18 protein-coding genes and 8 pseudogenes are annotated in these 24,343 nt (G+C 58.9%); 20 read left to right on the top strand and 6 right to left on the bottom strand.

All coding sequences use genetic code 11. The features are described from left to right. Positions 1-28: 28 nt before the first annotated feature. Positions 29-937 carry a helix-turn-helix domain-containing protein gene (locus EYC95_RS21710; protein ID WP_131062156.1) on the bottom strand — a complete coding sequence of 303 codons (909 nt, stop codon included), beginning with the start codon at positions 935-937 and terminating at the stop codon, positions 29-31. A gap of 161 nt (positions 938-1,098) precedes the next feature. Here EYC95_RS21710 and EYC95_RS21705 point away from each other — a divergent pair, with 161 nt between their 5' ends. From EYC95_RS21705 to EYC95_RS21660, 10 genes are all read left to right on the top strand, one after another. Beyond that, the gene (locus tag EYC95_RS21705; RefSeq protein ID WP_131062155.1) at positions 1,099-2,457 is read left to right on the top strand and encodes a glutamine synthetase family protein; all 1,359 of its coding nucleotides are present in this window, start codon (positions 1,099-1,101) and stop codon (positions 2,455-2,457) included. Positions 2,458-2,602: 145 nt separating this feature from the next. Then, the gene (locus tag EYC95_RS21700; protein ID WP_131062154.1) at positions 2,603-3,691 is read left to right on the top strand and encodes a polyamine ABC transporter substrate-binding protein; all 1,089 of its coding nucleotides are present in this window, start codon (positions 2,603-2,605) and stop codon (positions 3,689-3,691) included. Then, entirely contained in the window at positions 3,688-4,980 is a 1,293-nt protein-coding gene (locus EYC95_RS21695) for an FAD-binding oxidoreductase (protein WP_131062153.1), read from the top strand. The genes EYC95_RS21700 and EYC95_RS21695 overlap by 4 nt, the downstream gene beginning before the upstream one ends. 222 nt (positions 4,981-5,202) lie before the next feature. Continuing rightward, positions 5,203-5,799 (top strand): paraquat-inducible protein A, encoded by a 597-nt coding sequence (locus tag EYC95_RS21690; RefSeq protein WP_131062152.1) that lies wholly within the window; start codon positions 5,203-5,205, stop codon positions 5,797-5,799. After that, complete coding sequence (locus EYC95_RS21685) at positions 5,796-6,455, top strand: paraquat-inducible protein A (protein WP_131062151.1); 660 nt, start codon at positions 5,796-5,798, stop codon at positions 6,453-6,455. Before EYC95_RS21690 ends, EYC95_RS21685 begins: the two co-directional genes overlap by 4 nt. Next, positions 6,436-8,091 carry an intermembrane transport protein PqiB gene (locus tag EYC95_RS21680; RefSeq protein ID WP_131062150.1) on the top strand — a complete coding sequence of 552 codons (1,656 nt, stop codon included), beginning with the start codon at positions 6,436-6,438 and terminating at the stop codon, positions 8,089-8,091. The genes EYC95_RS21685 and EYC95_RS21680 overlap by 20 nt, the downstream gene beginning before the upstream one ends. Before the next feature lie 17 nt (positions 8,092-8,108). Next, entirely contained in the window at positions 8,109-8,669 is a 561-nt protein-coding gene (locus EYC95_RS21675) for a membrane integrity-associated transporter subunit PqiC (RefSeq protein WP_131062149.1), read from the top strand. 206 nt (positions 8,670-8,875) lie between these two features. Next, positions 8,876-9,889: an iron ABC transporter substrate-binding protein gene (locus tag EYC95_RS21670; protein WP_131062148.1), complete on the top strand. Its 1,014-nt coding sequence runs from the start codon at positions 8,876-8,878 to the stop codon at positions 9,887-9,889. A 3-nt stretch (positions 9,890-9,892) separates the two neighbouring features. Further along, positions 9,893-11,491, top strand: a complete 1,599-nt coding sequence (locus EYC95_RS21665; RefSeq protein ID WP_131062147.1) for an iron ABC transporter permease — start codon at positions 9,893-9,895, stop codon at positions 11,489-11,491. After that, positions 11,488-12,558: an ABC transporter ATP-binding protein gene (locus EYC95_RS21660; RefSeq protein WP_131062146.1), complete on the top strand. Its 1,071-nt coding sequence runs from the start codon at positions 11,488-11,490 to the stop codon at positions 12,556-12,558. The genes EYC95_RS21665 and EYC95_RS21660 overlap by 4 nt, the downstream gene beginning before the upstream one ends. A gap of 3 nt (positions 12,559-12,561) precedes the next feature. Here EYC95_RS21660 and EYC95_RS21655 read toward each other — a convergent pair. Beyond that, positions 12,562-12,957, bottom strand: a pseudogene (locus EYC95_RS21655) (tyrosine-type recombinase/integrase); the annotation flags it as partial. 23 nt (positions 12,958-12,980) lie between these two features. Between EYC95_RS21655 and EYC95_RS21650 the strand changes: the two are divergent. The 4 genes and pseudogenes from EYC95_RS21650 to EYC95_RS30210 all read left to right on the top strand — a co-directional run. Beyond that, positions 12,981-13,442 (top strand): annotated as a pseudogene (locus tag EYC95_RS21650) (glycosyltransferase); the annotation flags it as partial. A gap of 112 nt (positions 13,443-13,554) precedes the next feature. Beyond that, positions 13,555-14,040, top strand: a complete 486-nt coding sequence (locus EYC95_RS21645; protein ID WP_131062145.1) for an Hcp family type VI secretion system effector — start codon at positions 13,555-13,557, stop codon at positions 14,038-14,040. Beyond that, positions 14,037-14,749 (top strand): annotated as a pseudogene (locus tag EYC95_RS21640) (DUF4225 domain-containing protein). The gene EYC95_RS21645 and the pseudogene EYC95_RS21640 overlap by 4 nt, the downstream one beginning before the upstream one ends. 280 nt (positions 14,750-15,029) lie before the next feature. Then, positions 15,030-15,248: a hypothetical protein gene (locus tag EYC95_RS30210; protein ID WP_165557489.1), complete on the top strand. Its 219-nt coding sequence runs from the start codon at positions 15,030-15,032 to the stop codon at positions 15,246-15,248. 33 nt (positions 15,249-15,281) lie between these two features. On the opposite strand, the pseudogene EYC95_RS21635 reads toward EYC95_RS30210, so the two are convergent. Further along, a pseudogene (locus tag EYC95_RS21635) lies at positions 15,282-15,802 on the bottom strand (LysR substrate-binding domain-containing protein); the annotation flags it as partial. A 6-nt stretch (positions 15,803-15,808) separates the two neighbouring features. Here EYC95_RS21635 and EYC95_RS21630 point away from each other — a divergent pair. The 3 genes and pseudogenes from EYC95_RS21630 to EYC95_RS21620 all read left to right on the top strand — a co-directional run. Beyond that, a pseudogene (locus EYC95_RS21630) lies at positions 15,809-16,524 on the top strand (polysaccharide deacetylase family protein); the annotation flags it as partial. Continuing rightward, a pseudogene (locus EYC95_RS21625) lies at positions 16,525-17,907 on the top strand (MFS transporter). Between the two features lie 26 nt (positions 17,908-17,933). Next, positions 17,934-18,641, top strand: coding sequence for an HPP family protein (locus tag EYC95_RS21620; RefSeq protein WP_131062144.1), 708 nt, complete (start codon positions 17,934-17,936; stop codon positions 18,639-18,641). Positions 18,642-18,804: 163 nt separating this feature from the next. Here the strand turns inward: EYC95_RS21620 and EYC95_RS30710 are convergent. Then, positions 18,805-19,166: pseudogene (locus EYC95_RS30710) on the bottom strand (DUF6124 family protein). A 370-nt stretch (positions 19,167-19,536) separates the two neighbouring features. Between EYC95_RS30710 and EYC95_RS30885 the strand changes: the two are divergent. From EYC95_RS30885 to EYC95_RS21595, 3 genes and pseudogenes are all read left to right on the top strand, one after another. Then, positions 19,537-19,641: pseudogene (locus tag EYC95_RS30885) on the top strand (HPP family protein); the annotation flags it as partial. Between the two features lie 246 nt (positions 19,642-19,887). Further along, positions 19,888-20,994: an enoyl-CoA hydratase/isomerase family protein gene (locus EYC95_RS21600; RefSeq protein ID WP_131062143.1), complete on the top strand. Its 1,107-nt coding sequence runs from the start codon at positions 19,888-19,890 to the stop codon at positions 20,992-20,994. A 3-nt stretch (positions 20,995-20,997) separates the two neighbouring features. Then, positions 20,998-22,149, top strand: coding sequence for an acyl-CoA dehydrogenase family protein (locus EYC95_RS21595; RefSeq protein WP_131062142.1), 1,152 nt, complete (start codon positions 20,998-21,000; stop codon positions 22,147-22,149). A 112-nt stretch (positions 22,150-22,261) separates the two neighbouring features. On the opposite strand, the gene EYC95_RS21590 is transcribed toward EYC95_RS21595, so the two are convergent. Next, entirely contained in the window at positions 22,262-23,035 is a 774-nt protein-coding gene (locus EYC95_RS21590) for an enoyl-CoA hydratase (protein ID WP_131062141.1), read from the bottom strand. 141 nt (positions 23,036-23,176) lie between these two features. Continuing rightward, positions 23,177-24,304: an acyl-CoA dehydrogenase gene (locus EYC95_RS21585; RefSeq protein ID WP_131062140.1), complete on the bottom strand. Its 1,128-nt coding sequence runs from the start codon at positions 24,302-24,304 to the stop codon at positions 23,177-23,179. Positions 24,305-24,343: the final 39 nt, after the last annotated feature.

The following is a 24,343-nucleotide window of genomic DNA, read 5'->3' as shown; positions in this document are numbered from 1 at the left end:
GCAATAACCGCTTCTTTTATTAGTGCGATCAGCACTGACTGTTGCGTTTTAGCGTTTCGCTCGGCAACTCTTTGAACAACGCCCGATAACTGCTGGAAAATCGCCCCAAATGCCAGAACGACCAATTCATCGCCACTTCGGCAACGGTGGTGTCATTCGGTGTTCGAGCGAGCAATTCGCGGTGGGCGCTGTTGAGCCGCCGCAGGCGCAGCCAGTGGGTCGGCGTCATCCCGGTGAAGGCCTTGAACGCGTGCTGCAACTGACGCAGTGAAACCCCGGCCACCTGTGACAGTTCCAGCAGGTTGAGGGTTTCTTCCGGTGAGTCGGCGGCCCACTCACCGATGCGTTTCATCACCGCGCGTTCTTCGGTGCGGCGCTGCAGGCCGCCCCGATCGAGGCACACGCAGGCGTTGTCGAGGATGTACAGGCAGTCTTCGAGCAGTTGCTGAGTCAGCGCTTCTTTGCTGGGCGGGTCGAGTGTTTCGGCGAGCCGGGTCAAGGTGCCGCTCAACCAGCGGCTGAACAATGCGTTCTGCCCCGAGTTCAGCGGTGACATGAACAAGCCTTCCATCCGCGCGACATTCAAACCGTGGCGCTGAACGAACTCCGGCCCGAACACCACAGCGATTTCCTGGTAGTTCTCCGGGGTGATCCAGATGTTGCGGCTTTCGCCATTCAACACGTACAGCGCGTTGTCGCTGCGATCGAAACAGAACGCCAGCGAACCCTGGGGCGCGCTGAAATTCTGCTCGACCCGGGTGTTCATCTGCTCTTCGTAAATCTCCACGCCTTGCAGGTCGAGGTAGCGCACGCGCCCGGCGAAATGCCCCGGCGACATCTGCTGATAATGCTGGACCCAACCCGGCGTGGCGCGGATTTGCGCGGCGACATCGTCGGTGTTGAACGCTTGAACCTGGATCGGACTGGACGCTGACATGAAAGACCTTACGCACTCGTTTGGTGCGTTTTGGTGCTGCTTAAAGTGGATAGATGGAACCGCAAGGCTCGCCCAAGATAGTCGTCAACGCGTCTCAGGGGAAGTGTGTGGTGGATGAAACCGCCCTCCCCGGCGTTAATAAAACCAATAACGAGGTCTTTATGAATGCCCCTTTCGATCAGCTGTTCACGTGGCTGAAAGATCACAAGATTACCGAAGTCGAGTGTGTGGTCAGTGACTTGACCGGCATTGCACGCGGCAAAATTGCACCCACCAACAAGTTCCTGCATGAGCGAGGCATGCGCCTGCCGGAAAGTGTGCTTTTGCAAACGGTAACCGGGGACTTTGTCGACGACGACATCTACTACGACCTGCTCGACCCGGCCGACATCGACATGGTTTGCAAGCCCGTCGCGGATGCGGTGTACGTAATTCCATGGGCCATCGAGCCGACCGCCATCGTGATCCACGATACCTTCGACAAGTTCGGCAACCCGATTGAACTGTCGCCGCGCAACGTGCTGAAGAAAGTGCTGCAGCTGTACACCGACAATGGCTGGCGGCCGATCGTCGCGCCGGAAATGGAGTTCTACCTGACCCAGCGCTGCGAAGACCCGGACTTGCCGCTCAAGGCGCCGCTGGGTCGTTCGGGCCGTGCGGAAAGTGGTCGCCAATCGTTTTCCATCGACGCCGCCAACGAATTCGATCCGCTGTTCGAAGACGTCTACGACTGGTGCGAACTGCAAGGCCTGGACCTCGATACGCTGATCCACGAAGACGGCCCGGCGCAGATGGAAATCAACTTCCGTCATGGCGATGCGCTGGACCTGGCCGACCAGATCACCGTGTTCAAACGCACGATGCGTGAGGCGGCGCTCAAGCACAACGTCGCGGCGACCTTCATGGCCAAGCCGATTGGCGATGAGCCCGGCAGCGCCATGCACATCCACCAGAGCGTGGTCGACATCGCCACCGGGCAACCGATCTTCGCCAATGCTGACGGCACGATGAGTGAGCTGTTCCTGCACCACATCGGCGGTCTGCAAAAGTACATCCCGAAAGTGCTGCCGATGTTCGCGCCCAACGTCAACTCGTTCCGCCGCTTCCTGCCGGACACCTCGGCACCGGTCAACGTCGAATGGGGCGAAGAAAACCGCACCGTCGGCCTGCGTGTGCCGACCTCCACGCCGGATTCGATGCGCGTGGAAAACCGCTTGCCGGGGGCTGACGCCAACCCGTACCTGGCGATTGCGGCCAGTTTGTTGTGCGGTTACCTGGGCATGGTCGAACGCATCGAACCGAGTGCGGCAGTGCAAGGCCGAGCCTACGAGCGCCGCAACCTGCGCCTGCCGATCACCATCGAGGACGCCCTGACGCAGATGGAAGAGTGCGAAACCATCGGGCGGTATCTGGGCGACAAATTCGTGCGGGGTTACGTCGCGGTCAAGCGTGCCGAGCACGAGAACTTCAAACGGGTGATCAGCTCCTGGGAGCGTGAATTTCTGATGCTCAGCGTCTGAAAACCACGCGAGATCACGCGTTCCCCTGTAGGAGCGAGGCTTGCCCGCGAAGAGGCCGGTACATTCAACATCACCGTTGACAGTCAGTCCGCCTTCGCGGGCAAGCCTCGCTCCTACACAGTCTAATAACAAAAGAGGTGTCGCTATGCGTCTATTGAAATCCATGGTGCCGGCCGCGCTGGCCGTGTTGTTCAGTGCCGTTGCCCAGGCTCAGCCCACCGTCAGCGTCTACAACTGGACCGATTACATCGGCGAAACCACCCTCGTCGATTTCCAGGCCAAATCCGGGATCAAGGTGATCTACGACGTCTTCGATTCCAACGAAACCCTTGAGGGCAAATTGCTCGCCGGCCGCACCGGGTATGACGTAGTCGTGCCGTCCAACCACTTCCTGGCCCGTCAGGTGAAGGCCGGCGCGTTCCTCAAGCTGGACCGCGCGCAGTTGCCCAACTTCAAGAACCTCGACCCGAAACTGTTAGCTCTGCTGGAGAAAAACGATCCGGGTAACGCGCATTCCGTGCCGTACCTGTGGGGCACCAACGGCATTGGCTACAACGTCGACAAGGTCAAGCAAGTGCTCGGCATCGACCACATTGATTCATGGGCTGTGCTGTTCGAACCGGAAAACATCAAGAAACTCAGCCAGTGCGGTGTGTCGATGATGGATTCGGCCGATGAAGTATTTCCGGCGATCCTCAACTACATGGGCATGGACCCGCGCAGCGAGAACCCCGAGGACTACAAAAAAGCCGAAGCCAAACTGTTGAGCATCCGGCCTTACATCACCTATTTCCACTCCTCCAAGTACGTGTCGGACCTGGCCAACGGCGACATCTGCGTGGCTTTCGGCTACTCGGGAGACGTGTTCCAGGCCGCGAACCGGGCCAAGGAAGCCAAGAACGGCGTTAACATCGCCTACGCAATCCCGAAGGAAGGCAGTAATTTGTGGTTTGACCTGTTGGCGATTCCCGCCGATGCCGGCAACCCGAAAGAAGCCCACGCCTTCATCAACTACCTGCTGGGCCCGCAAGTGATTGCCAAGGTCAGCGCCTCGGTCGGTTACGCCAACCCGAACCCGGCCGCCAAGGAATACATGGACGCGGAGCTGGTGAACAACCCTGAGGTTTATCCACCCCAGGAAGTCCTCGACAAACTCTACATTTCGACCACCCCGCCTCAGGCGATCATGCGACTGATGACCCGTTCCTGGAGCAAAGTGAAGTCCAACAAATGAATAACGAACACGCACATTCCTATTACGCGGCGACAGCCAATAGCCTGACGCCCTACCCCACACTGGCCTTGGACCTTGTGGCCGATGTCTGCGTGATCGGCGGCGGTTTCACCGGCGTCAACACGGCGATCGAACTGGCTCAGCGCGGGCTCTCGGTGATTCTGCTGGAGGGCCGGCGGATCGGCTGGGGCGCCAGCGGGCGCAATGGCGGGCAACTGATCCGCGGCATCGGGCATGACGTCAGCGGTTTGACCCGGTATGTCGGTGAGGACGGCGTGCGCTATCTGGAGCGTGCGGGTATCGAATCGGTTGAGCTGGTGGGCAATCGCATCCGTGAACACGGGATTGAGTGCGACCTGCGCTGGGGATTCTGCGAGCTCGCAAACACCAAGGCGCAGTTCGCGGCGTTCAAAGCGGAGCGGCAAGGTCTGGCCGAGTCAGGTTACGGCCATGAAACCCGCCTGGTCGGGCCGGAGCAAATCCGCCAGCAAGTGGTGAATTCAGGCGTCTATGCCGGTGGTCTGATCGACATGGGCTCGGGCCATTTGCACCCGCTCAATCTGGTGCTGGGCGAAGCAAGATTGGCGCACTCCCTTGGCGTGCAGATCTTCGAGCAGAGCCCGGTACTGGAGTTGATCCATGGCAGCACGGTGCAGGTTCGTTGTGCGGGCGGCACGGTGCGCGCCGGCAGTCTGGTGCTGGCCTGCAACGCACACCTTGAAGAGCTCGAGCCGAAACTCAGTGGCAAGGTGCTCCCGGCAGGCAGCTACATCATCGCCACCGAGCCTCTGGCGCCTGAGGTTGCAGCGCAGTTGATCCCGCAGAACCTGGCGTTGTGCGACCAGAAAGTCGGCCTCGATTACTACCGGCTCTCGGCAGACCGGCGCTTGCTGTTCGGTGGGGCCTGCCACTATTCCGGGCGCGATCCGGCGGACATCACCGCGTACATGCGTCCGCAGATGCTCAAGGTCTTCCCGCAACTGCGTGACGTGCGCATCGACTATCAATGGGGCGGCAGGATTGGCATCTCCGCCAACCGTTTCCCGCAAGTCGGGCGCTTGAGTCAGCACCCGAACGTGTTCTACGCCCAGGGTTACTCGGGGCATGGGCTGAACGTGACGCATTGGTGCGCAAAGCTGTTGGGCGAAGCGATCCATACCGGGCACAGTCGAGGGTTCGATGTGTTCAGCGCCGTGCCGCACATGACCTTTCCGGGTGGGCCGATGCTGCGTTCTCCGCTGCTGGCGCTTGGGATGTTCTGGTATCGCTTGCGTGAAATGCTTGGCTGAGTTGATCGTTCCCACGCTCTGCGTGGGAATGCCTCTTCGGACGCTCCGCGTTCGGCTCTCGATGGGACGCAGAGCGTCCCGGGCTGCATTCCCACGCAGAGCGTGGGAACGATCACGATGACACGGTCTATCAGGCATTTGGTCTTTCGATTTGCTCAATCGCGAGGCACTTCTATATTGAGGAGGTGCTCTGACTTTCCTGCGTCCTGGCGAGTGCGGCCTATGGCTACGACTGACCAACTGATCATCTGCGAGCACTGCGACTGCGTGTATGAAAAAGTCACGCTCGCCAAACATCAAAAAACCCTGTGCACACGCTGCGGCGGCGTGCTCCAGCGCTATAACGGCCTGACGGTGGAGCAACGCCTGGCGTTGACCTGGACCGCGTTGGTGTTATGGATCTTCGCCAATTTCTACCCGGTCATGAGCATCAGCCTCAAAGGCCTGAAAAACAGCGCAACACTCTGGGATTCGGTAATGGCCTTGACCCTGGGGCCGATCACGTTCATCGCCATGGTGGCGGCGATCGCGATGATCATCGCGCCGATTTTCCAACTATTGCTGCTGATTTGGGTGCTGAGCTTCGCCCTCGCCTCCCGACGCTCGCCCGCTTTCAAATTTTGCATGCGCTGGCTGGAAACCCTCAGGCCCTGGAGCATGCTGGAAGTCTGTTTGCTGGGGGCGATGGTCGCGGTCATCAAACTCGCCGGGCTGCTGGATGTACTGCCCGGCATTGGCCTGTTCGCCCTGGCCGTGCTCAGCCTGATGATGATCCGCATCGCCGGGCGCGATGTCCGCGACCTGTGGGACACCTTATGACAACGCCTCCGGTCGCCAGCGAACTCAACCTGTGCCTGTGCCACAGCTGCGGACTGGCCTGTGACATGACGATGGAACCCCACGAATGCGAGCGCTGCGGCGCGCCGTTGCATCGGCGCAAAAGTAACTCGCTGACACGCACCTGGGCCTACATGGTCACGGCCCTGGTGTTTTACATCCCGGCCAATCTGTTGCCGGTGATGAATACCAAAATGGTCGGCAACGGCGCCGATAGCACGATCATGAGTGGCGTGCTGGAGTTCTGGCAGCACGGCGCCTGGGATATCGCCCTGATCATTTTTATCGCCAGCATCGCGGTGCCGGGCATCAAGTTCGTCGCCCTGACGTTGCTGCTAGTCACGGTGCATCGCGACAGCCTTTGGGCGCGCAGGGAGCGATCGAAGCTTTACCGTTTTGTCGAGGTCATCGGTTACTGGTCCATGCTCGACGTGATCGTGGTGGCGCTGGTGGCTTCGCTGGTGAAATTTCAAGCCCTGGCCGATATCGAACCGCGCCCGGGCATTCTGTTTTTTGGTCTGGTGGTGGTGTTCACCATGCTGTCGGCGATGAGCTTCGATCCGCGAATGATCTGGGATAAAGAGCCGTCGGATAAACCACACAACGAGGAGGCCATGGATGAAGTCGCAAGTCACTGAAGGGACGCAAGCCCCCGGACAGGCCCCAATCAAGACTCGTCGTTTCAGCGTTTCGCTGGTCTGGATCGTGCCGATCATTGCTGTGCTGGTGGGCCTCTCTCTGGTGGTCCACAGCATGCTGCAGGAAGGCCCGACCATCACCGTCACGTTCAAGACCGGCAACGGCCTTACCGCCAACAAGACCGAGGTCAAATACCGCAACGTAGTGATCGGGCAGGTCTCGGACGTGGAGCTGAGCGGCGACCAGAAGAGTGTCAACGCCACGATCAAACTGGCCAAACAGGCTGAAAGCTTCACCCGCGAAGACTCGCAATTCTGGGTGGTGCGTCCGCGTATCGGTGCTGGCGGCGTGTCGGGCATCGACACCCTGCTTTCCGGCGACTACATCGGCGCCGATATTGGCCAGGCCAACAACCGCGCGAAGAACTTCAAAGGGCTGGAAAACCCGCCACCGATTACCTATGGCGAGCCGGGCAAGCGCTTTACCTTGCATACCCAGAACCTCGGGTCACTGGACATCGGCTCACCGGTTTACTATCGAAAAATCCCGGTCGGCCAGGTGGTCGCCTACGCCCTCGACCCTGACGGCAAAGGCGTGAACATCGACCTGTTCATTCACTCCCCCAATGACGCCTACGTCACCGAAAACACCCGGTTCTGGAACGCCAGCGGCATCGATGTCAGTGTCGGCGCCAATGGATTTGCGGTGAAGACCGAGTCGTTGTCATCGCTATTGGTCGGCGGCATCGCCTTCCGCGCGCCGGAATACAGCCCCGACGATAAACCGGCGGCTGAGGAATATGCCTACGAACTGTTCGCCGACCAGCAAACGGCCCTCGCCCCGCCCAGTGGCAAGGGGCAATACCTGAGCCTGCGTTTCGACCAGGCCTTGCGCGGGCTCAGGGTTGATGCACCGGTGGAATTCCTCGGCATGGAAATCGGCAAAGTGGTGGCGATCAATCTGGATTTCGACGCGAAGAAACGCAGCTTTCCGGTTAACGTCGGCATTGTGATCTATCCGCAGAAATTGGGTCAGGCGCACACCAAAATGCTCAAGGCGCTGAATCATGATCCCAATGATGAAGCCGCTGGCGTGCGGTTGATGGGCACGTTCATCGAGAACGGTCTGCGCGCCCAGGCCCGCAGCGGCAATCTGTTGACAGGCCAACTGTACATCGCGCTGGATTTCTACCCCAAGGCCGAGAAAGTCGCGTTCGATCCGAGCGCCCGTCCGGTCAGTATTCCGACCGTTCCCGGCAGCCTCGAACAGTTGCAGGAAAAACTCGAAGGCATGGTCAACAAGATCAACCAACTGCCCATCGAGCGGATTGCCGGCAATCTGGACAGCAACCTCGTCGAACTGCGCAAAGGTCTCGCCCAGTTCAACGCCAAGACCCTGCCGGGCGTGCAAACCACCCTGGCCGACGTCAGCAAGACACTGCAATCGGCCAGTTCGACCCTGGCCGAAGACTCACCGCAACGTGAGCAGTTGACCCAGACCCTGGACGAGCTCGGGCGCATGTCGCGCTCCTTGCGTGAGCTCTCGGATTACCTCGGGCGGCATCCGGAATCGCTGATTCGCGGCCGACCCAACAACGCCGCACCGATGGACCTGCAGGCGCCACCGCGCAATTGACCACAGGAGCAACACCCATGGCTTTTTCGCTGAAGATCACCTTGGCCACCGCGCTGTTGCTGCTCACCGCTTGCCGCAGTGATCCGATCCAGTTTCACACCCTGATGCCGGCGCAACTGAGCGCCAATTCGAGGAGCGGTGCCGCGGAGATTCAGATTGAAGGCATCAGCGTTCCGCCCCAAGTCGATCGGCCGCAGATCGTTATCCGCCAAGGCAACAGCGGCCTGGCGATTCTGGAAACCGAATGGTGGGCGGCCAGTCTGGTGGATGAGTTGCGCAGCGCCATGGTGGATCAACTGGTCAACAGCAATCCTGTGCGCAAACTGTCCGTGCGCCTGGATGTGCAGCGCTTCGACTCGATTCCGGGGCAATACGCTTTGATCGACGTCAAATGGCGCCTGCGCAATTTTGGCGAAAGCGATACCACGCTGGTGACCTGCCGCAACACGCTGCAGACACCTTCAGGGCCCAGGGTTGATGAATTGGTGGCCGCTCATCAGAACAACGTGAAGCGTTTGGCCGCTGCGATCAGTCAGGCCGCCGCGGGTGCTGCGAAAGGCTGCCCATCCAGTCAATGACGACATCGTTAGATTCAGATCCATCGGGCAAGGGGCCGAGGTGCTGCTAATCTGAATGAAAATGACATGTATTAACGGTTTCTTTGACGTTAATTTCTCATTTCACGCTCTACATTCCCTGCGACTTGTACCATGCAAACGGTTCGCTTGATTTGCCAGCGAATTGACGTGCATGCCTTCTAAAAAGAACTGGAGCTGCCGACAGAATGGTCACCCCTACCCCTTCATTCCTCAAAATGGCCTTGCTGTCCACCGCACTGCTCAGCGCCGGACACGTATTTGCAGCCGACACCGACGGCATCGTGGTCTACAACGCGCAACACGAAAGCCTGACCAAGGCTTGGGTCGAGGGCTTCACCAAGGAAACCGGGATCAAGGTTACCGTGCGCAATGGTGACGATACCGAGATGGGTAACCAGATTGTGCAGGAAGGCGCCGCCTCCCCGGCCGATGTGTTCCTGACCGAAAACTCCCCGGCCATGGTGCTGGTGGACAACGCGGGGCTGTTTGCACCGGTCGCGCCGGCCACTCTGGAACAAGTCGATGCCGCTTATCGTCCGGCCCACGGCCAATGGGTTGGGATCGCTGCGCGCTCCACGGTGTTTGTCTATAACCCGAGCAAACTGCCTGAAGCCGACTTGCCAAAATCGCTGATGGATCTCGCAACTCCTGCCTGGAAAGGTCGCTGGGGCGCGTCGCCGGCCGGTGCCGATTTCCAGGCGATTGTCGCGGCCGTGCTGGAACTCAAGGGTGAAGCCGCAACGCTGGAGTGGCTCAAAGGGATGAAAACCAACTTCACCGCCTATCGCGGCAACAGCTCGGTGCTCAAAGCGGTGAATGCCGGACAGGTCGACAGCGGCGTGATCTATCACTATTACAGCTTCGGCGACCAGGCCAAGACCGGCGAAAACAGCAAGAACACCGCCCTGCACTACTTCAAACACAAGGATCCCGGTGCGTTTGTCAGCATCTCGGGCGGCGGCGTTCTGGCGTCCAGCCAACACAAGGAACAGGCCCAGGCGTTGCTGAAATGGATCACCGACAAGGACGGCCAGGACATTCTCAAGACCGGCAAATCGTTCGAATACGCCGTGGGCAAAAACGCCCAATCCAATCCAAAACTGGTGCCTTTGCAGCAGCTCGACGCCCCTGCGGTCGATGCCTCACAACTCGACAGCAAAAAAGCCGTGGAGCTGATGACTCAGGCGGGACTGCTTTAAGTGATGCCTGAAACCCTGCCAACGGGTATCCCTGCCGCGATACCCGACAACCTGCGACGCCGCGCCCGTGGCGCCTTCGCCGGTCGCGGCGGCGCGTGGGTGATCGGTTTGTCGGTGCTGGTTTCGTTGCTGGCGCTGATGCCGATTGCCTTCGTCATCGGCGTGTCGATACAAACCGGCTGGGCAACGCTGGTGCCGCTGGTATTGCGCCCACGGGTCGGCGAGTTGCTGATCAACACGGTGTTGCTGGTGGTGATCACGATTCCCCTGTGCGTTGCCCTTGGCCTGGCCCTGGCCTGGCTGACGGAACGCACCAACCTGCCGGGTCGACGTGGGTGGTCGTTGCTGGCCACCGCGCCGCTGGCAGTACCAGCGTTCGTTCACAGCTATGCCTGGGTCAGCCTGATTCCACCGATTCATGGGCTGTTTGCCGGGGTGCTGGTCTCGGTGATCGCCTACTTCCCGTTCCTGTACCTGCCCATTGCCGCCACCCTGCGCCGGCTCGATCCGGCGATCGAAGACGTCGCCGAGTCGTTGGGGTTCAAGCCCTGGGCGATCTTCTGGCGTGTGGTGCTGCCGCAACTGCGCCTGGCCATCTGCGGGGGTGCCTTGCTGGTAGGCCTGCACTTGCTGGCCGAATATGGCCTGTACGCGATGATCCGCTTCGACACCTTCACCACGGCGATCTTCGATCAGTTCAAATCCACCTTCAACGGCCCCGCCGCCCACATGCTGGCCAGCGTGCTCGCGCTGTGTTGTCTGGTCATGCTGACCGCCGAATCCGCCGCTCGCGGTACAGCGCGTTACGCCCGGGTCGGCTCCGGCAGCGCCCGTAAGCAGCGGGTGGTGCGTCTGGGCGCTCAAGCCTGCGTGCTTGGATTGATGCTGCAAATCACCACCTGCGCCCTGGCACTGGGTGTACCGCTATTCACTTTGGGCAAATGGTTGATCGCAGGCGGCACGCAAGTCTGGGACCTGGCCGAGCTCATGCCGGCGCTGGAACACACACTGCTGCTGGGGATCTGCGGCGCAGTCCTCACCACCTGCGCCGCCGTCCCGATTGCCTGGCTGTCGATTCGCTCACCGGGCCGGCTGCAACGATTGCTGGAGAGCTGCAACTACATCACCAGCTCGTTGCCCGGGATTGTCGTGGCGCTGGCCTTGGTGACCGTCACCATCCATTTCGCACGGCCGATTTACCAGACCACGGTCATGGTGCTGCTGGCGTATCTGCTGATGTTTCTGCCCCGCGCGTTGGTGAGCTTGCGTGCAGGTATTGCGCAGGCGCCGATAGAACTGGAAAACATGGCGCGCAGTCTCGGCCGTTCGCCTGCCCGGGCCTTGTGGCTGATCACCCTGCGCCTCGCCGCGCCCGGAGCTGCCGCCGGCGCCGCGCTGGTGTTTCTGGCGATCACCAATGAGCTGACCGCGACCCTGCTGCTCGCCCCCAACGGTACGCGCACCCTGGCCACCGGTTTCTGGGCCATGACCAGCGAAATCGACTATGCCGCTGCGGCGCCCTATGCCTTGCTGATGATTTTGCTGTCGCTTCCGTTGACCGGACTTCTTTATCACCAATCCAAACGAACGGCTGGCCGATGAACGCTCTAGAACTCGATTCAATCTACAAATCCTACGGCGCTCACAAAGCCCTGGAGAACATCAGCCTGTCGGTGCCCACCGGCAGCCGAACGGTGATCGTCGGCCCGTCCGGTTCCGGCAAAACCACGTTGCTGCGGATGATCGCCGGTTTCGAGTTTCCGGACACCGGCAAGCTGTCGCTCAATGGCCAGACGCTGGTTGACGACACCCACGAAATCCCGGCGCATCAGCGTTTGATTGGCTATGTGCCCCAGGACGGTGCTTTGTTTCCGCACATGACCGTGGCCGCCAATATTGGTTTCGGGCTTTCGACCAAGGGCGAGGCCAAACACCAGCGAGTCGCCGAGTTGATGGACAGCGTCGCCCTGGATTCGAGCATGGCCAAACGTTGGCCCCATGAATTGTCTGGCGGCCAGCAACAGCGTGTGGCACTGGCGCGAGCCCTGGCGCAGCAGCCGCGACTGATGTTGCTGGACGAGCCGTTTTCGGCGCTCGATGCCGGCCTTCGGGGCGCTATGCGCAAAATGGTCGCCCGCCTGCTGACCGATGCCGGTGTCACCACCATTCTGGTCACCCATGACCAGAGTGAGGCGTTGTCGTTTGCCGATCAGCTGGCGGTGATGCGCGACGGTCGGCTGGTGCAGTCGGGGCATCCGCTGGATCTTTATCGTTATCCCGACGACGAACAAACCGCGCTGTTTCTCGGGGATGCCGTGGTCATGCCCGCCCGGATCGAAGCGGGTTGGGCCCATTGCGATCTGGGTCGCATACCGGTCAACAACCACCGGAACAACAAATCGGCGCAGATCATGCTGCGCCCCGAGCAGTTGCAACTGGTCAGCATCCAGCCCAGTCCGACCGAAGTCGCCGGGTGTCGCGCCGTGGTGACCGAACGGGATTTCAGCGGCAACACCTGCACCTTGACGGTGGAGTTGCAGCCTACCGCCGCAGGCGATCCGCACGGCCGATCATTGATGGTGCGCAGTTCGGGCATGTACGCGCCCCCCGCCGGCAGCGCGGTTCACGTTTCGACCATAGGCCATGCCCATGTGCTGAGCGAACCGTGAACGTCAAAGATCGAAACGGTCCACTGCCCGGCGCCGTTCGTTGTCGTCGCGTACATTGTAGTTGTCCGTCGTCTGGATGTTGCTGTGGTGAGCGAGCTTCTGCGCGATCGACAGGTCGTGCTCTTCGATCACCCGGGTAATGAACGAACGCCGAAAATCATGCGGCATGATTTTCACCCCGACCTGCGCACCGCGCTGCCGGGCGATGTGATAGATCGCGTGTTTGGTGATGCGCTCGCGGGTGATGTGGCTACCACGACGGATACGGTTGAACAGGAACGGGTCGTCCACCTCGCCTTCCTTGAGGTGCGAACGGCGCAGTTCCAGCCAAGCCTGCAGTTTTTCAAAGGCCCAGGCCGGGGCGTATTTGATCAACTGCTTGTTGCCCTTGGCGGTGACGTTTTCCTGGGCAACTGACAAACTTCACTCCGGCGTTGATCATGCTCGGCACGCTGCAAGTGATCGGCCTTACCGTGCTTTTCCGATCCCGCTGGCGCGCGCAAACATTGGCCTTTGGCGCGGTTCTGGCGCTTTGGTCGTTTGACATTCTGGTGTTCGAACCGGTTGAACGTCAGCTCTACGACGCTCAGTCTTTCAGCCGTGCAGCGTTAGCACGGGTGCAGAAAGACCCGGCGCCTCTGGTTCTGCATGGCATGGGCAAGGACGCTAAGGCGATCAAGTTCATGGTCAACATCGATCAGGATCTGCAACCGGTGTTTACCGAGTCAATCCACGAACTGGAAAGTCTTCAGGGGCCGCAGTGGCTGATGATGGATAAAAGTGACTACCGCACCCGGCAGGGCACGCCTTTGGGTGCGTTGCCGCCCGTGTTGAGCGGGCGCTTCGACAAAAACGATTACGTGTTGCTGCATTTTACTCTGTAGCACGTTACGCCCGCAGATTCGCTCTCGTCCTACCGGATACCCGGAAACGCCCTACATATACCCGAAGGCGTTTTCAATAAGGTGCCACATCGACAAAAGGAGCGACACCTAGATGGCTAATCACGGCTATATGACCATCACAGGAAAGACTCAAGGACTGATATCGGCGGGTTGTTCAACTCAAGACTCAATCGGCAATAAATGTCAAACAGCGCATACCGATGAAATCATGGTGCTGTCTTACAGTCACAACATGTCCAACATAGGAAACATTAATAAGCCTACACACCGCCCGCTTGTCATCACAAAAAATGTCGACAAGTCATCTCCTTTACTCGCGCAAGCGCTATCCAGTAGAGAGGAAATTAGCTGTGCGATAAGTTTCTACCGAATTTCTTCGTATGGTCTTCAGGAGAAATTCTTCAGTATTGAAATTGAAGGCGGCATTATTGCCGACCTGACACTTGACATGCCCCACGTAGTTCTACAGAACGATGTCGAGCCTCAAGAGCACGTTGCTATTCGCTATCGCGAAATCACGTGGAGGCACCATCTGGCAGGAACCAGCGGATACGGATCCTGGGGAAATAACGAATGACACCGTTGAAGGATCGCTGCGAAGACAGTAGTTGCGATTACTGGGCCGTTAGTAAGGCGGCGGGCAATTTGACCAACCAGGCCTGTACGCTGGCTTCTCGACACCTGAAAGATGGCACGTTGCGCTTACAGTTCAATCGCGACGTTTCTTATTACGCGAGAGGTATTGTTAATGATGTAGCGCAGGGGCGGAAAAGTGCTGAGCAGGGTCTCAAGGAGATCAAGAACGAACAGAGTAGTTTGCTGAGCCAGTCGTGGGAAGTTGCCAAAAAAGGCGCGGGCGCGGTTGCGGAGGGATGCAGATATTGACAGGTGCTGGGATTTGCTACGGCTCAGCGGGTACTTTGTGCCTTTTTCTTGGTGGACCGATGATGCTCCATGGTGCGAATAATGTTTATGAAAATGGCCGTAACCTATTGGAGGACCGCACTGATACGGAGGGGCCGACCCGCAAGGTTTATCAAGCGATAGCTATGGGTGTTGGACAGACTGAAAGAGAAGGCAATATTGCGTATGGGTCGTTGGATATTGGGATGTCAGTGTATGGACTTACTCGAATTGTACTAAAACCGGATGCTTGGCGATTGTTTAGATATATCAAAACGGACTACATACGCGCATACAAAACCATGGCGCCTCAAGCACTGATACTGGAAGGGCAGACCACCCTTCAGACAGGAAGGCAAGTATATGAAGAGCTGGAAAAATGATTGTTTGGCTTTTTCCATTAATAGCAGTCTGCTCCGTTAGCGCAGCCTATTCTCTAAAAAAACGCTTGTCTGGCGAAGACTTAAATCATACAAAACTGTATGCAGGTCTTGCATTCAACGGCCTATTCGTAGTGCCTTATATAGATATCGTTCAAGCTAACGACTTCCCACTTCTAGGTTATCGACCAGACATAATTTCGGAATATCCGTTTATTGGCTGGATTGCATTTATATGTATTTTTCTTCACTCATTTGCATGCCCCGTGAAGTGGAAGATTAAATGTTGACTCTCGAAAAAGTAATTGCTGCAGCGACAATGTATTTATTCATTCTTGCCTGCTCCGGCTTTCATACAGCATGGATCTCACTATTAATAGTTTATTTTTTCGAAATGGACGTTTTTGCGGCAAGAGTAGTGGTAATTATGTGCTTTGTTGTTGTGTCAGGCTTCGGCTTGAAAATTATGCCAAAAAAGCTTCGAAAGCTTGACGGGAAATGAAGTCTTTACTCCCAGTAGCCCCTCATCCGCCCCCCTCAAATCGACCTTTAACGCTTGTGCGCAAACGCCTTCACCAACGGACTGCGCACGGTGTTATGGCGCAGGATCAGATGGAACGGCGTGTCGAAGTGAATCGATGCGGGGCGAAGGGCGCGCAGTCCTTCCACGACCATGGCGGCGGCGTAATGCTGCGGAAGGAAACCGAGAAAGCGTCCGGTCTCAATCAGCAGCGCCACAGCTTCGACTGGGGTTGCCGAGGCGGACAAGCCGCCGTACACGGCAAAGTTGAGCTTGTCGCGATGAATCGCATGGCGGTGGTTGATTCACTCGTAATCCTTGAACACGTCGCCGCCAATTTATGCGTCTGGCACCGAGAACAGCGGATGACCGAACGCGCAGTAAACCTGCGAGCGTTCTTCGTACAACGAGTAATAATCAAACGCTTCGCGCTTCTGATAAACCGGGACAATCCCTGCCACTAACCGCCCCTCTACAACGCCTCGTTCCACTTCATCCAGTTGCGACGCCTGAAGTTGAAACCTTACTTGGGGCGACGCGGTTTGTTCGCAGAACTGGGGGTTTCCAGCAGCTGGTTTATTCCCGGCATCGTCGCCGAGGAAAACCCCGAGCACATTCGGACCATCCAGGCTGGCGGGCATGAGATTGCCTGCGCAGGCTATCGCCATCAGAACTACGACACCCTGAGCCTCACTGAGCAAAGCGCCGAGATTGCCAAAGGCTGCGAGGCATTAACCGCGCTGACGGGCCAGCGCCCGACGGGGTTTCGCATCCCGGCCGGTAACGGTGCGCCGGGTTTCATCGAGGCATTGAAGGATCACGATATTCGCTGGTCCTCATCCTGGCGCGGCGATGATTTGCCATTCGCTCATCCGACGGCACCCGACGTCATCGAGTTGCCGTTGCACTACGAACTGGAAGACGAACCCTACTTCGCCTTCAACCTCAGCCCGGCCGTACCGCCGACGCAATCGCGGATCGCTTCTTACAGCCACACCTTGGGCAACCTGCAAATGGACTTCGCCGGATTTCACCGCTTTGGGCTGTGTTATGTGCTGCGACTGCACCCGGAGATCATTGCTACGCCTGGGCGGATTGGCGTGTTGCGTGAGTTGCTTGAGGGGGTTCAACAGCACGATGACGTGTGGATTGCACAGGCGCCGAGGTCGCTCAATGGTGGGGTGAATTGGCGCTGCCTGTGACCGAGGACCATCCGGCGGCCGTGTATGAGTGGCATTACCGGGATTACCTCGTATGAATGAGCGGATGCAGCGACTATCTGGCTCTACGATCAGCTCTGAGATCATTAAATAAGGACATTTGCACCACCGTGGCCACTTACTCGCTCGTAATCCGCCGGTTGATGATCGTTTCGCTGACCATCGTCGTCAGCCGCGCCATCACCAGCCCGCTGCTCACGTTGTTCCTGAGCAACAAGCTCGGCCTCAACCAACAGGACGTCGGCTTGCTGCTGGGCATCGCGGTGTTCATCGCCACCCTGCTCGCGCTCTACGGCGGTTACATCATCGACCGCCTCGAGAAGCGTCGGCTGCTAATCCTCGCCATGCTCTCCAGCGCCATCGGTTTCGTGCTGCTGACCTTCGCCGAAAACCTCTACCTGACCACCGCCACCCTGGTGATCACCGAAACCGCCTCGGCGCTGTTCCTGAACGGATCGAAAGCGATCCTCAGCGAAAACCTGCCCATGGGGCAGCGCACCAAAGCCTTTTCGCTGCGCTACACCCTGACCAACATCGGCTACGCCACCGGCCCGATGCTCGGCGTGGTGATTGCCGGCGTGTACCCGATCGCGCCGTTCCTGATGGCCGCCGGCATCGCGTTCTTCAGTATTTTCCTGATGATCGGGGTCCCCAAGGACTCGGCCCCGACACCCGCGATCGGCCAGCCCCAGAGTTTTCTCAAGACGCTGATCACCCTGAAGAACGACCGCACGCTGATCATGTTCACCTGCGGTTGCCTGCTCAGCACCGTGGTCCACGGCCGTTCACCCTGTACCTGTCGCAATACCTGCTGGTGACCCATGACTCCAAGCGCGCTGGAAACGATGGCCGCCCTGCTCGCGTGCAACGCCATCAGCGTGATCCTGCTGCAGTACCAGATCGGCCGTTTCCTCAAGCGCGAACAACTGCGTTACTGGATTGCGGGCGGCACCAGCCTGTTTATCGTCGGGTTGATCGGCTTCAGTTTGGCCGACAGCCTGGTGAGCTGGTGCGTGGCGATGTTCATTTTCACCCTCGGTGAAATGATCATTTACCCCGCCGAATTCCTCTTCGTCGACACCCTGGCCCCTGAAGAACTGCGCGGCAGTTATTACGGCGCACAAAACCTCGCGGCCCTCGGCGGTGCGCTAAGCTCGGTGATTTGCGGATTTCTGCTGATGCACACGCCCGCACCCACGATGTTTTATGCCTTGAGCGCGCTGACGGCCATTGGGCGGGTTCCTGTGTTTCATGAGTGGTCGCCGAATCGCCTTACAGCAAAAATAATGCACTCAAACTGCATTTATATGAATTTGTCAGCATCGGGAATGAACGGCACACTGTGCCCCGTTCCTCCCCCAATAGTTGGAACACCTTCAAAGGCTTTCTGGGTTTCCCAGCTAAGCCTTTTTTTTGCATAGCTTTTTGCCAACGGATCGTCTGCCTCATGTTCGCTCGCTGGTTACCTGCCGCCATCAACACCCGTCCATCCGAATGGAGCCGCGCCGCCATCGGCATGTCCCTGGGCACGATGCTCAGCGTCTGGATTTGCGCACAGGTGTTCGGCATGGAAGTGGCCCAGCATTTGATCGGGCCGTTGGGCGCATCGGCCGTGTTGCTGTTCGCGGTCTCCTCCGGCTCGCTCGCCCAGCCGTGGTCGATTCTGGGCGGATACTTGAGCGCTGGCGTCGTTTCGCTGCTGGTAGCCCACGTACTCGGACGAACCCTCGGCAGTGCATGCCTGGCGGCGGGCATGGCGCTGGTTCTGATGTGCTGGTTGCGTTGCCTGCATCCGCCAGCCGGAGCACTGGCGCTGCTGTTGGTATTGGCAGATCCGGCGACCATCGCGCTGGACTGGAAAGCCCTCGGCCCGGTGATGCTCGCTGCAATGACCATGCTGCTCAGCGCCCTGGCGTACAACAACCTGACGCGCATTCGCTACCCCAAACGTGCCAGCGAACCGGTGGCCGTGGTGCCGGCCGATCATCCGCCGATCGAAAGCCAGGCCATCACCGCTCAGGACTTGAAACTGGCCTTGGCCGACATGGAAGCGTTCTTCGATGTCACCCCGCAAGACCTAGAACAACTGATCCATATCAGTGAGTTGCATGCCAAACGTCGCAGTATTGGTGAGGTGTTGTCGCGTCGCACATAGCGTTCCTGGGATCGACGCGGATGCCCTGGCCCGAGTCAACTAGCGAGCTTACAGGCACACCGCGTAATCCGGATTTACGACTGCTGCGCAGCCGAGCGGGAGCAAGCTCCCTCGCCACAGGTAAGTGCACCCGCACAGGTAAGTGTTCTTCTCTGAATTTACGCTAACCCTGCGGGCCGACGTTATCCAGCACCCGATTCGCCGTGATCTCCGCCATCATGATGCTGTTCGAAATACCCAAAAGCGCGTAACGCGATTCACCCTCCAGATGATCCACCAACTGGTGCACCATCACATCGACCGAGGCCAGCGTCTCGACCAGGTAAACCGCCAGGGTTTCGGTCGTGGCTTCTGTGTCTACGGAAAACAGGGTACTGCGTGTTCGCGGGGTGGCTTTGATGTCGGCGTGGGACGGAAAGTGGAAGTCGAGCGCACGCTCGGCGGCCTCGTTGAGTTTTTGGAATCGGTGGATTCGTAGGGGGAAACGTCGTCCGTTTCGGGTGGGTTGGGTGTTGGTTTGAACATTGGTGAAACTCCTCGCATCGTATATGGGGAGCCTTCACCCTTTCGCTACCAAACGAATGGGTGGTGGCCATGCACAGGTTGGTAGACCGGGATGTGAGGAAACCGGCGCGCCCGAAGACGCCCTGTGCATGACCACCATAAAAAAGAGACGAAAAAACGCCGTAAATGGTGATGCTTAGCACCTCACATGAAACCCGGGGCTACCAAACCCCCATCGCTGTTCTTCAGCAACGGGGAAACGATAAAACCCTGGCGCAAGGCGCACAAGCCGGCGGATTCTGGCGCAGTCGTAGGTAACGGCGCAAGGATGTGTAGCCTGAGAGAGTGTCTGGAGATATCTATTAAACATCTCCGTTTAATAAACCCCTGGGCTGAAACAGAAGCGTTCTTCGATGCCACCCCGGAAGACCTTGAATAACTGATCCATATCAGTGAGTTGCACGCCAAACGTCACAGTATTGGTGAAGTCCTTAGCCAAAGTTCCTCGCGGCACAAATCCCTGTGGGAGCGGGCTTGCCCTCGAAGAGGCACTGTCAGTCAACATTGATGCTGGATGACACTCCGTCTTCGCGAGCAAGCCTGCTCCCACATTAAGCCATGCAAATATGCAGGAAGCACCTGCACATATCCCGGTTGTACATCACAAATTTGCACTGGTACGATCCGGGATCGCTCGCGCGCGAGCTTCTCTATAAAGAACAATAAAAGCAGGGAGTTAGTGATGACTGCTCAGGTTTCATCGAAGGGGACTTCGTCCATGGATGCCACGCAAAACGAAGTGCTGGCCGAGGTTCGCAACCACATCGGTCACCTGACCCTCAATCGCCCCGCCGGCCTCAATGCCATTACCCTCCACATGGTCCGCCACCTGCAGCGTCAGCTCGACGCCTGGGCGCAGGATTCGCAGATTCACGCCGTAGTCTTGCGCGGTGCTGGCGAGAAAGCGTTCTGTGCCGGCGGCGATATTCGCTCGCTGTATGACAGTTTCAAAAGCGGCGACACGTTGCACGAAGATTTCTTCGTCGAGGAATACGCCCTCGACCTTGCCATTCACCACTACCGCAAACCAGTGCTGGCCTTGATGGACGGCTTTGTCCTGGGCGGCGGCATGGGCCTGGTGCAAGGCGCTGACTTGCGAGTGGTCACCGAGAAAAGCCGCCTGGCGATGCCGGAAGTGGCCATCGGTTATTTTCCGGACGTCGGTGGCAGCCACTTCCTGCCACGGGTCCCCGGTGAACTGGGGATTTATCTCGGTGTCAGCGGCGTGCAGATCCGCGCGGCCGATGCGCTCTATTGCGGTCTGGCCGACTGGTACCTGGAAAGCGCCAAGCTGGGCACCCTCGACGAGCAACTTGATCAGCTCGAATGGCGCGAAACGCCGCTCAAGGACCTTCAGGGCCTGCTGGCGAAATTCGCGGTGCAACAACTTCCCGATGCACCGCTGAGCGCCTTGCGCCCGGCCATCGATCACTTCTTCGCCCTGCCTGATGTGCCGAGTATTGTGGAGCAACTGCGTGAAGTAACGGTCGCCGACAGTCACGTGTGGGCCACGACCACCGCCGACCTGCTGGAAAGCCGTTCACCGCTGGCCATGGGCGTGACCCTGGAAATGCTCCGTCGTGGTCGGCACTTGAGCCTGGAAGACTGCTTCGCCCTTGAGCTGCACCTGGACCGTCAGTGGTTCGAGCGCGGCGACCTGATCGAAGGCGTACGCGCCTTACTGATCGATAAAGACAAGAAACCGCGCTGGAACCCGCCGACCTTGCAGGCGCTGGACGCCGAGCACGTCGCGAGTTTCTTCAGCGGTTTTGACCAGAGCGGGAACTGAGCCATGCACGATATCGAATTGAGCGAAGAACAAGTCATGATCCGCGACATGGCCCGGGACTTTGCCCGCGGCGAAATCGCGCCCCACGCACAAGCCTGGGAAAAGGCCGGCTGGATCGATGACGGTCTGGTGGCGAAGATGGGCGAACTCGGCCTGTTGGGCATGGTGGTGCCTGAAGAATGGGGCGGTACCTATGTCGACTACGTCGCCTACGCTTTGGCAGTGGAAGAGATTTCGGCCGGTGACGGCGCCACGGGCGCACTGATGAGCATTCACAACTCCGTGGGCTGCGGTCCGGTGCTCAACTACGGCACTGAAGAACAGAAACAGACCTGGCTGCCGGATCTGGCCAGCGGTCAGGCCATCGGCTGCTTCTGCCTGACCGAACCCCAGGCCGGTTCCGAAGCCCACAACCTGCGCACCCGCGCTGAACTGCGCGACGGCCAGTGGGTCATCAACGGCGCCAAGCAATTCGTCAGTAACGGCAAACGGGCGAAGCTGGCCATCGTGTTCGCGGTGACCGATCCGGATCTGGGCAAGCGCGGAATCTCGGCATTTCTGGTGCCGACGAACACTGCGGGTTTCATCGTTGATCGCACCGAACACAAAATGGGTATTCGGGCGTCCGATACCTGCGCGGTAACCCTGAGCAACTGCACGATTCCCGAAGCCAACCTGCTGGGTGATCGCGGCAAAGGTTTGGCCATCGCCCTGTCCAACCTCGAAGGCGGACGCATCGGCATCGCCGCGCAGGCGTTGGGGATTGCTCGTGCCGCGTTCGAAGCGGCGTTGGCTTACTCCCGGGATCGGGTGCAGTTCGACAAGCCGATCATCGAGCACCAGAGCATCGCCAACCTGCTGGCCGACATGCACACCCGGCTGAACGCGGCGCGTTTGCTGATCCTGCACGCCGCGCGGTTACGCAGCGCCGGCAAGCCGTGCCTGTCAGAGGCCTCGCAGGCAAAGCTGTTTGCGTCGGAAATGGCCGAGAAGGTCTGCTCGTCAGCGATGCAGATTCATGGCGGGTATGGGTATCTGGAGGATTACCCGGTGGAGCGCTATTACCGGGATGCGCGGATTACGCAGATTTATGAAGGGTCTAGCGAGATACAGCGGATGGTGATTGCCCGCGAGTTGAAAAATTATCTGGTGTAAGCCCTAAAAGCTTCGCGGGCAAGTCGGATCGCCGCCCGCTCGCTCCTACAGGGGAATGCATATCCCCGTAGGAGCGAGGCTTGCCCGCGAAGGCGTCGGCGAGAACGCTGAATTACTTACCCTGGAACTCGGCCTCACGCTTGGCAATAAACGCCGCCATCCCTTCCTTCTGATCCTGCGTCGCAAATGCCGCATGGAACACCCGACGCTCAAAGCGCACGCCTTCGGACAGGCTCACTTCAAACGCGCGGTTGACGCTTTCCTTGACCATCATCGCAATCGGCAGCGACTTCTTGGCGATCAACGCCGCTACTTTCAGCGCTTCTTCCAGCAACTCATCCGCCGGTACGATCCGCGCGACAATCCCGCAGCGCTCTGCTTCTACCGCATCGATCAAGCGCCCGCTCAGGCACATTTCCATGGCCTTGGCCTTGCCCACGGCACGGGTCAGGCGCTGGGTACCGCCCATACCCGGCAATACGCCGAGGTTAATTTCCGGCTGACCGAACCGGGCGTTGTCACCGGCCAGGATGAAGTCGCACATCAGCGCCAGTTCACAGCCACCACCCAGGGCGAAACCGTTGACCGCGGCGATGATCGGCTTGCGGCGGTTGGCCACGCGATCGCTGTCGCTGAACAGGTCGTCGAGGTAGATCTGCGGGTAGGTCAGCTCGGCCATTTCCTTGATGTCGGCACCGGCGGCAAAGGCTTTTTTCGAGCCGGTCAGCACGATGCAGCCGATGTTCGAGTCGGCTTCCAGGCCATCGAGGGCGTGGTTCAGTTCGCTGACGATTTGCGCATTCAACGCGTTCAGCGCTTGCGGACGGTTGAGGGTGATCAGGCCTACACGACCGTGGGTTTCCAGCAAAATCGTTTCGTAACTCATAACTAACTCCTGTTTTGCAAAAAGCTCGATCTCTGTAGCAGCTGTCGAGTGAAACGAGGCTGCGAGCTGTCGATCTTGCTCGTTAAAACAACAACAAAAGATCGCAGCCTCGTTTCACTCGACAGCTGCTACAGGTTTCTTTCAGAGGTTGCGCGAAATGACCATGCGCTGAATATCGCTGGTGCCTTCGTAGATCTGGCAAACCCGCACGTCGCGGTAGATCCGCTCCAGCGGGAAGTCGTTCAGGTAACCGTAACCGCCGAGGGTTTGCAACGCTGAGGAGCAGACCTTCTCGGCCATTTCCGAGGCGAACAGTTTGGCCATCGACGCTTCGACCAAGGCCGGTTTGCCAATGTCCCTTAATGCCGCTGCGTAATGCACCATTTGCCGGGCAACGGCGATTTGGGTTGCCATGTCTGCCAGGCGGAACGCTACCGCCTGGTGTTCGATGATCGGCTTGCCGAAGCTCTCACGCTCACGGGCGTAGTCGCGGGCCGTTTCAAACGCAGCGCGGGCCATGCCCACCGATTGCGAGGCGATGCCGACACGGCCGCCTTCAAGGTTAGCCAGGGCGATCCGGTAACCTTCGCCCTCCTCACCCAACCGATTGGCCACCGGGACTTTCACGTCTTCGAACAGGATCTGACAGGTGTCGGAGGCGTGCTGACCGAGTTTGTCCTCGACCCGTGCGACTTTGTAGCCCGGCGAATCAGTCGGCACGATCAGCGCCGTGATACCACGCTTGCCGGCACTCGGGTCGGTGACGGCAAACACTATCACCACCCCGGCGTTCTGCCCGGAGGTGATGAACTGCTTGCAGCCGTTGAGCACGTAGTGATCACCGTTCAACTTGGCGCGGGTTTTCAGGCCGCTGGCGTCGGAGCCGGCCTGCGGTTCGGTCAGGGCAAAGGCCCCAAGCATCGCGCCACTGGCCAATGGCTTGAGGAAGCGTTCTTTCTGATCGTCGTTGCCGTACTTGAGGATCGGTACGCAACCCACTGAGTTGTGCACGCTCATGATGGTCGAGCAGGCGCCATCACCGGCCGCGATCTCTTCCAGGGCCATGGCGTAGGCCAGGTAGCCAGTGTCGCAACCGCCCCACTCTTCTGGCACCAGCATGCCGAAGAAACCCAGTTCGGCCATCTCGCCGATGGCTTCCTTGGGAAAACGATGCTCGCGGTCCCACTCGGCGGCGAACGGTTTCAGCCGTTCCTGGGCAAACTGCCGGGCCGCGTCGCTGATCTGAAGTTGTTCGTCATTGGGAATCATGCCAAATCCTTAAAATTTGAGCCTGCATGCGAGGACCTG

This window comes from Pseudomonas sp. BGI-2 (genome assembly GCF_004310295.1).
Lineage (GTDB): Bacteria > Pseudomonadota > Gammaproteobacteria > Pseudomonadales > Pseudomonadaceae > Aquipseudomonas.
The sequence above is the reverse complement of the archived record's forward strand: the minus strand, read 5'-3'. Positions and strand labels throughout refer to the sequence as shown.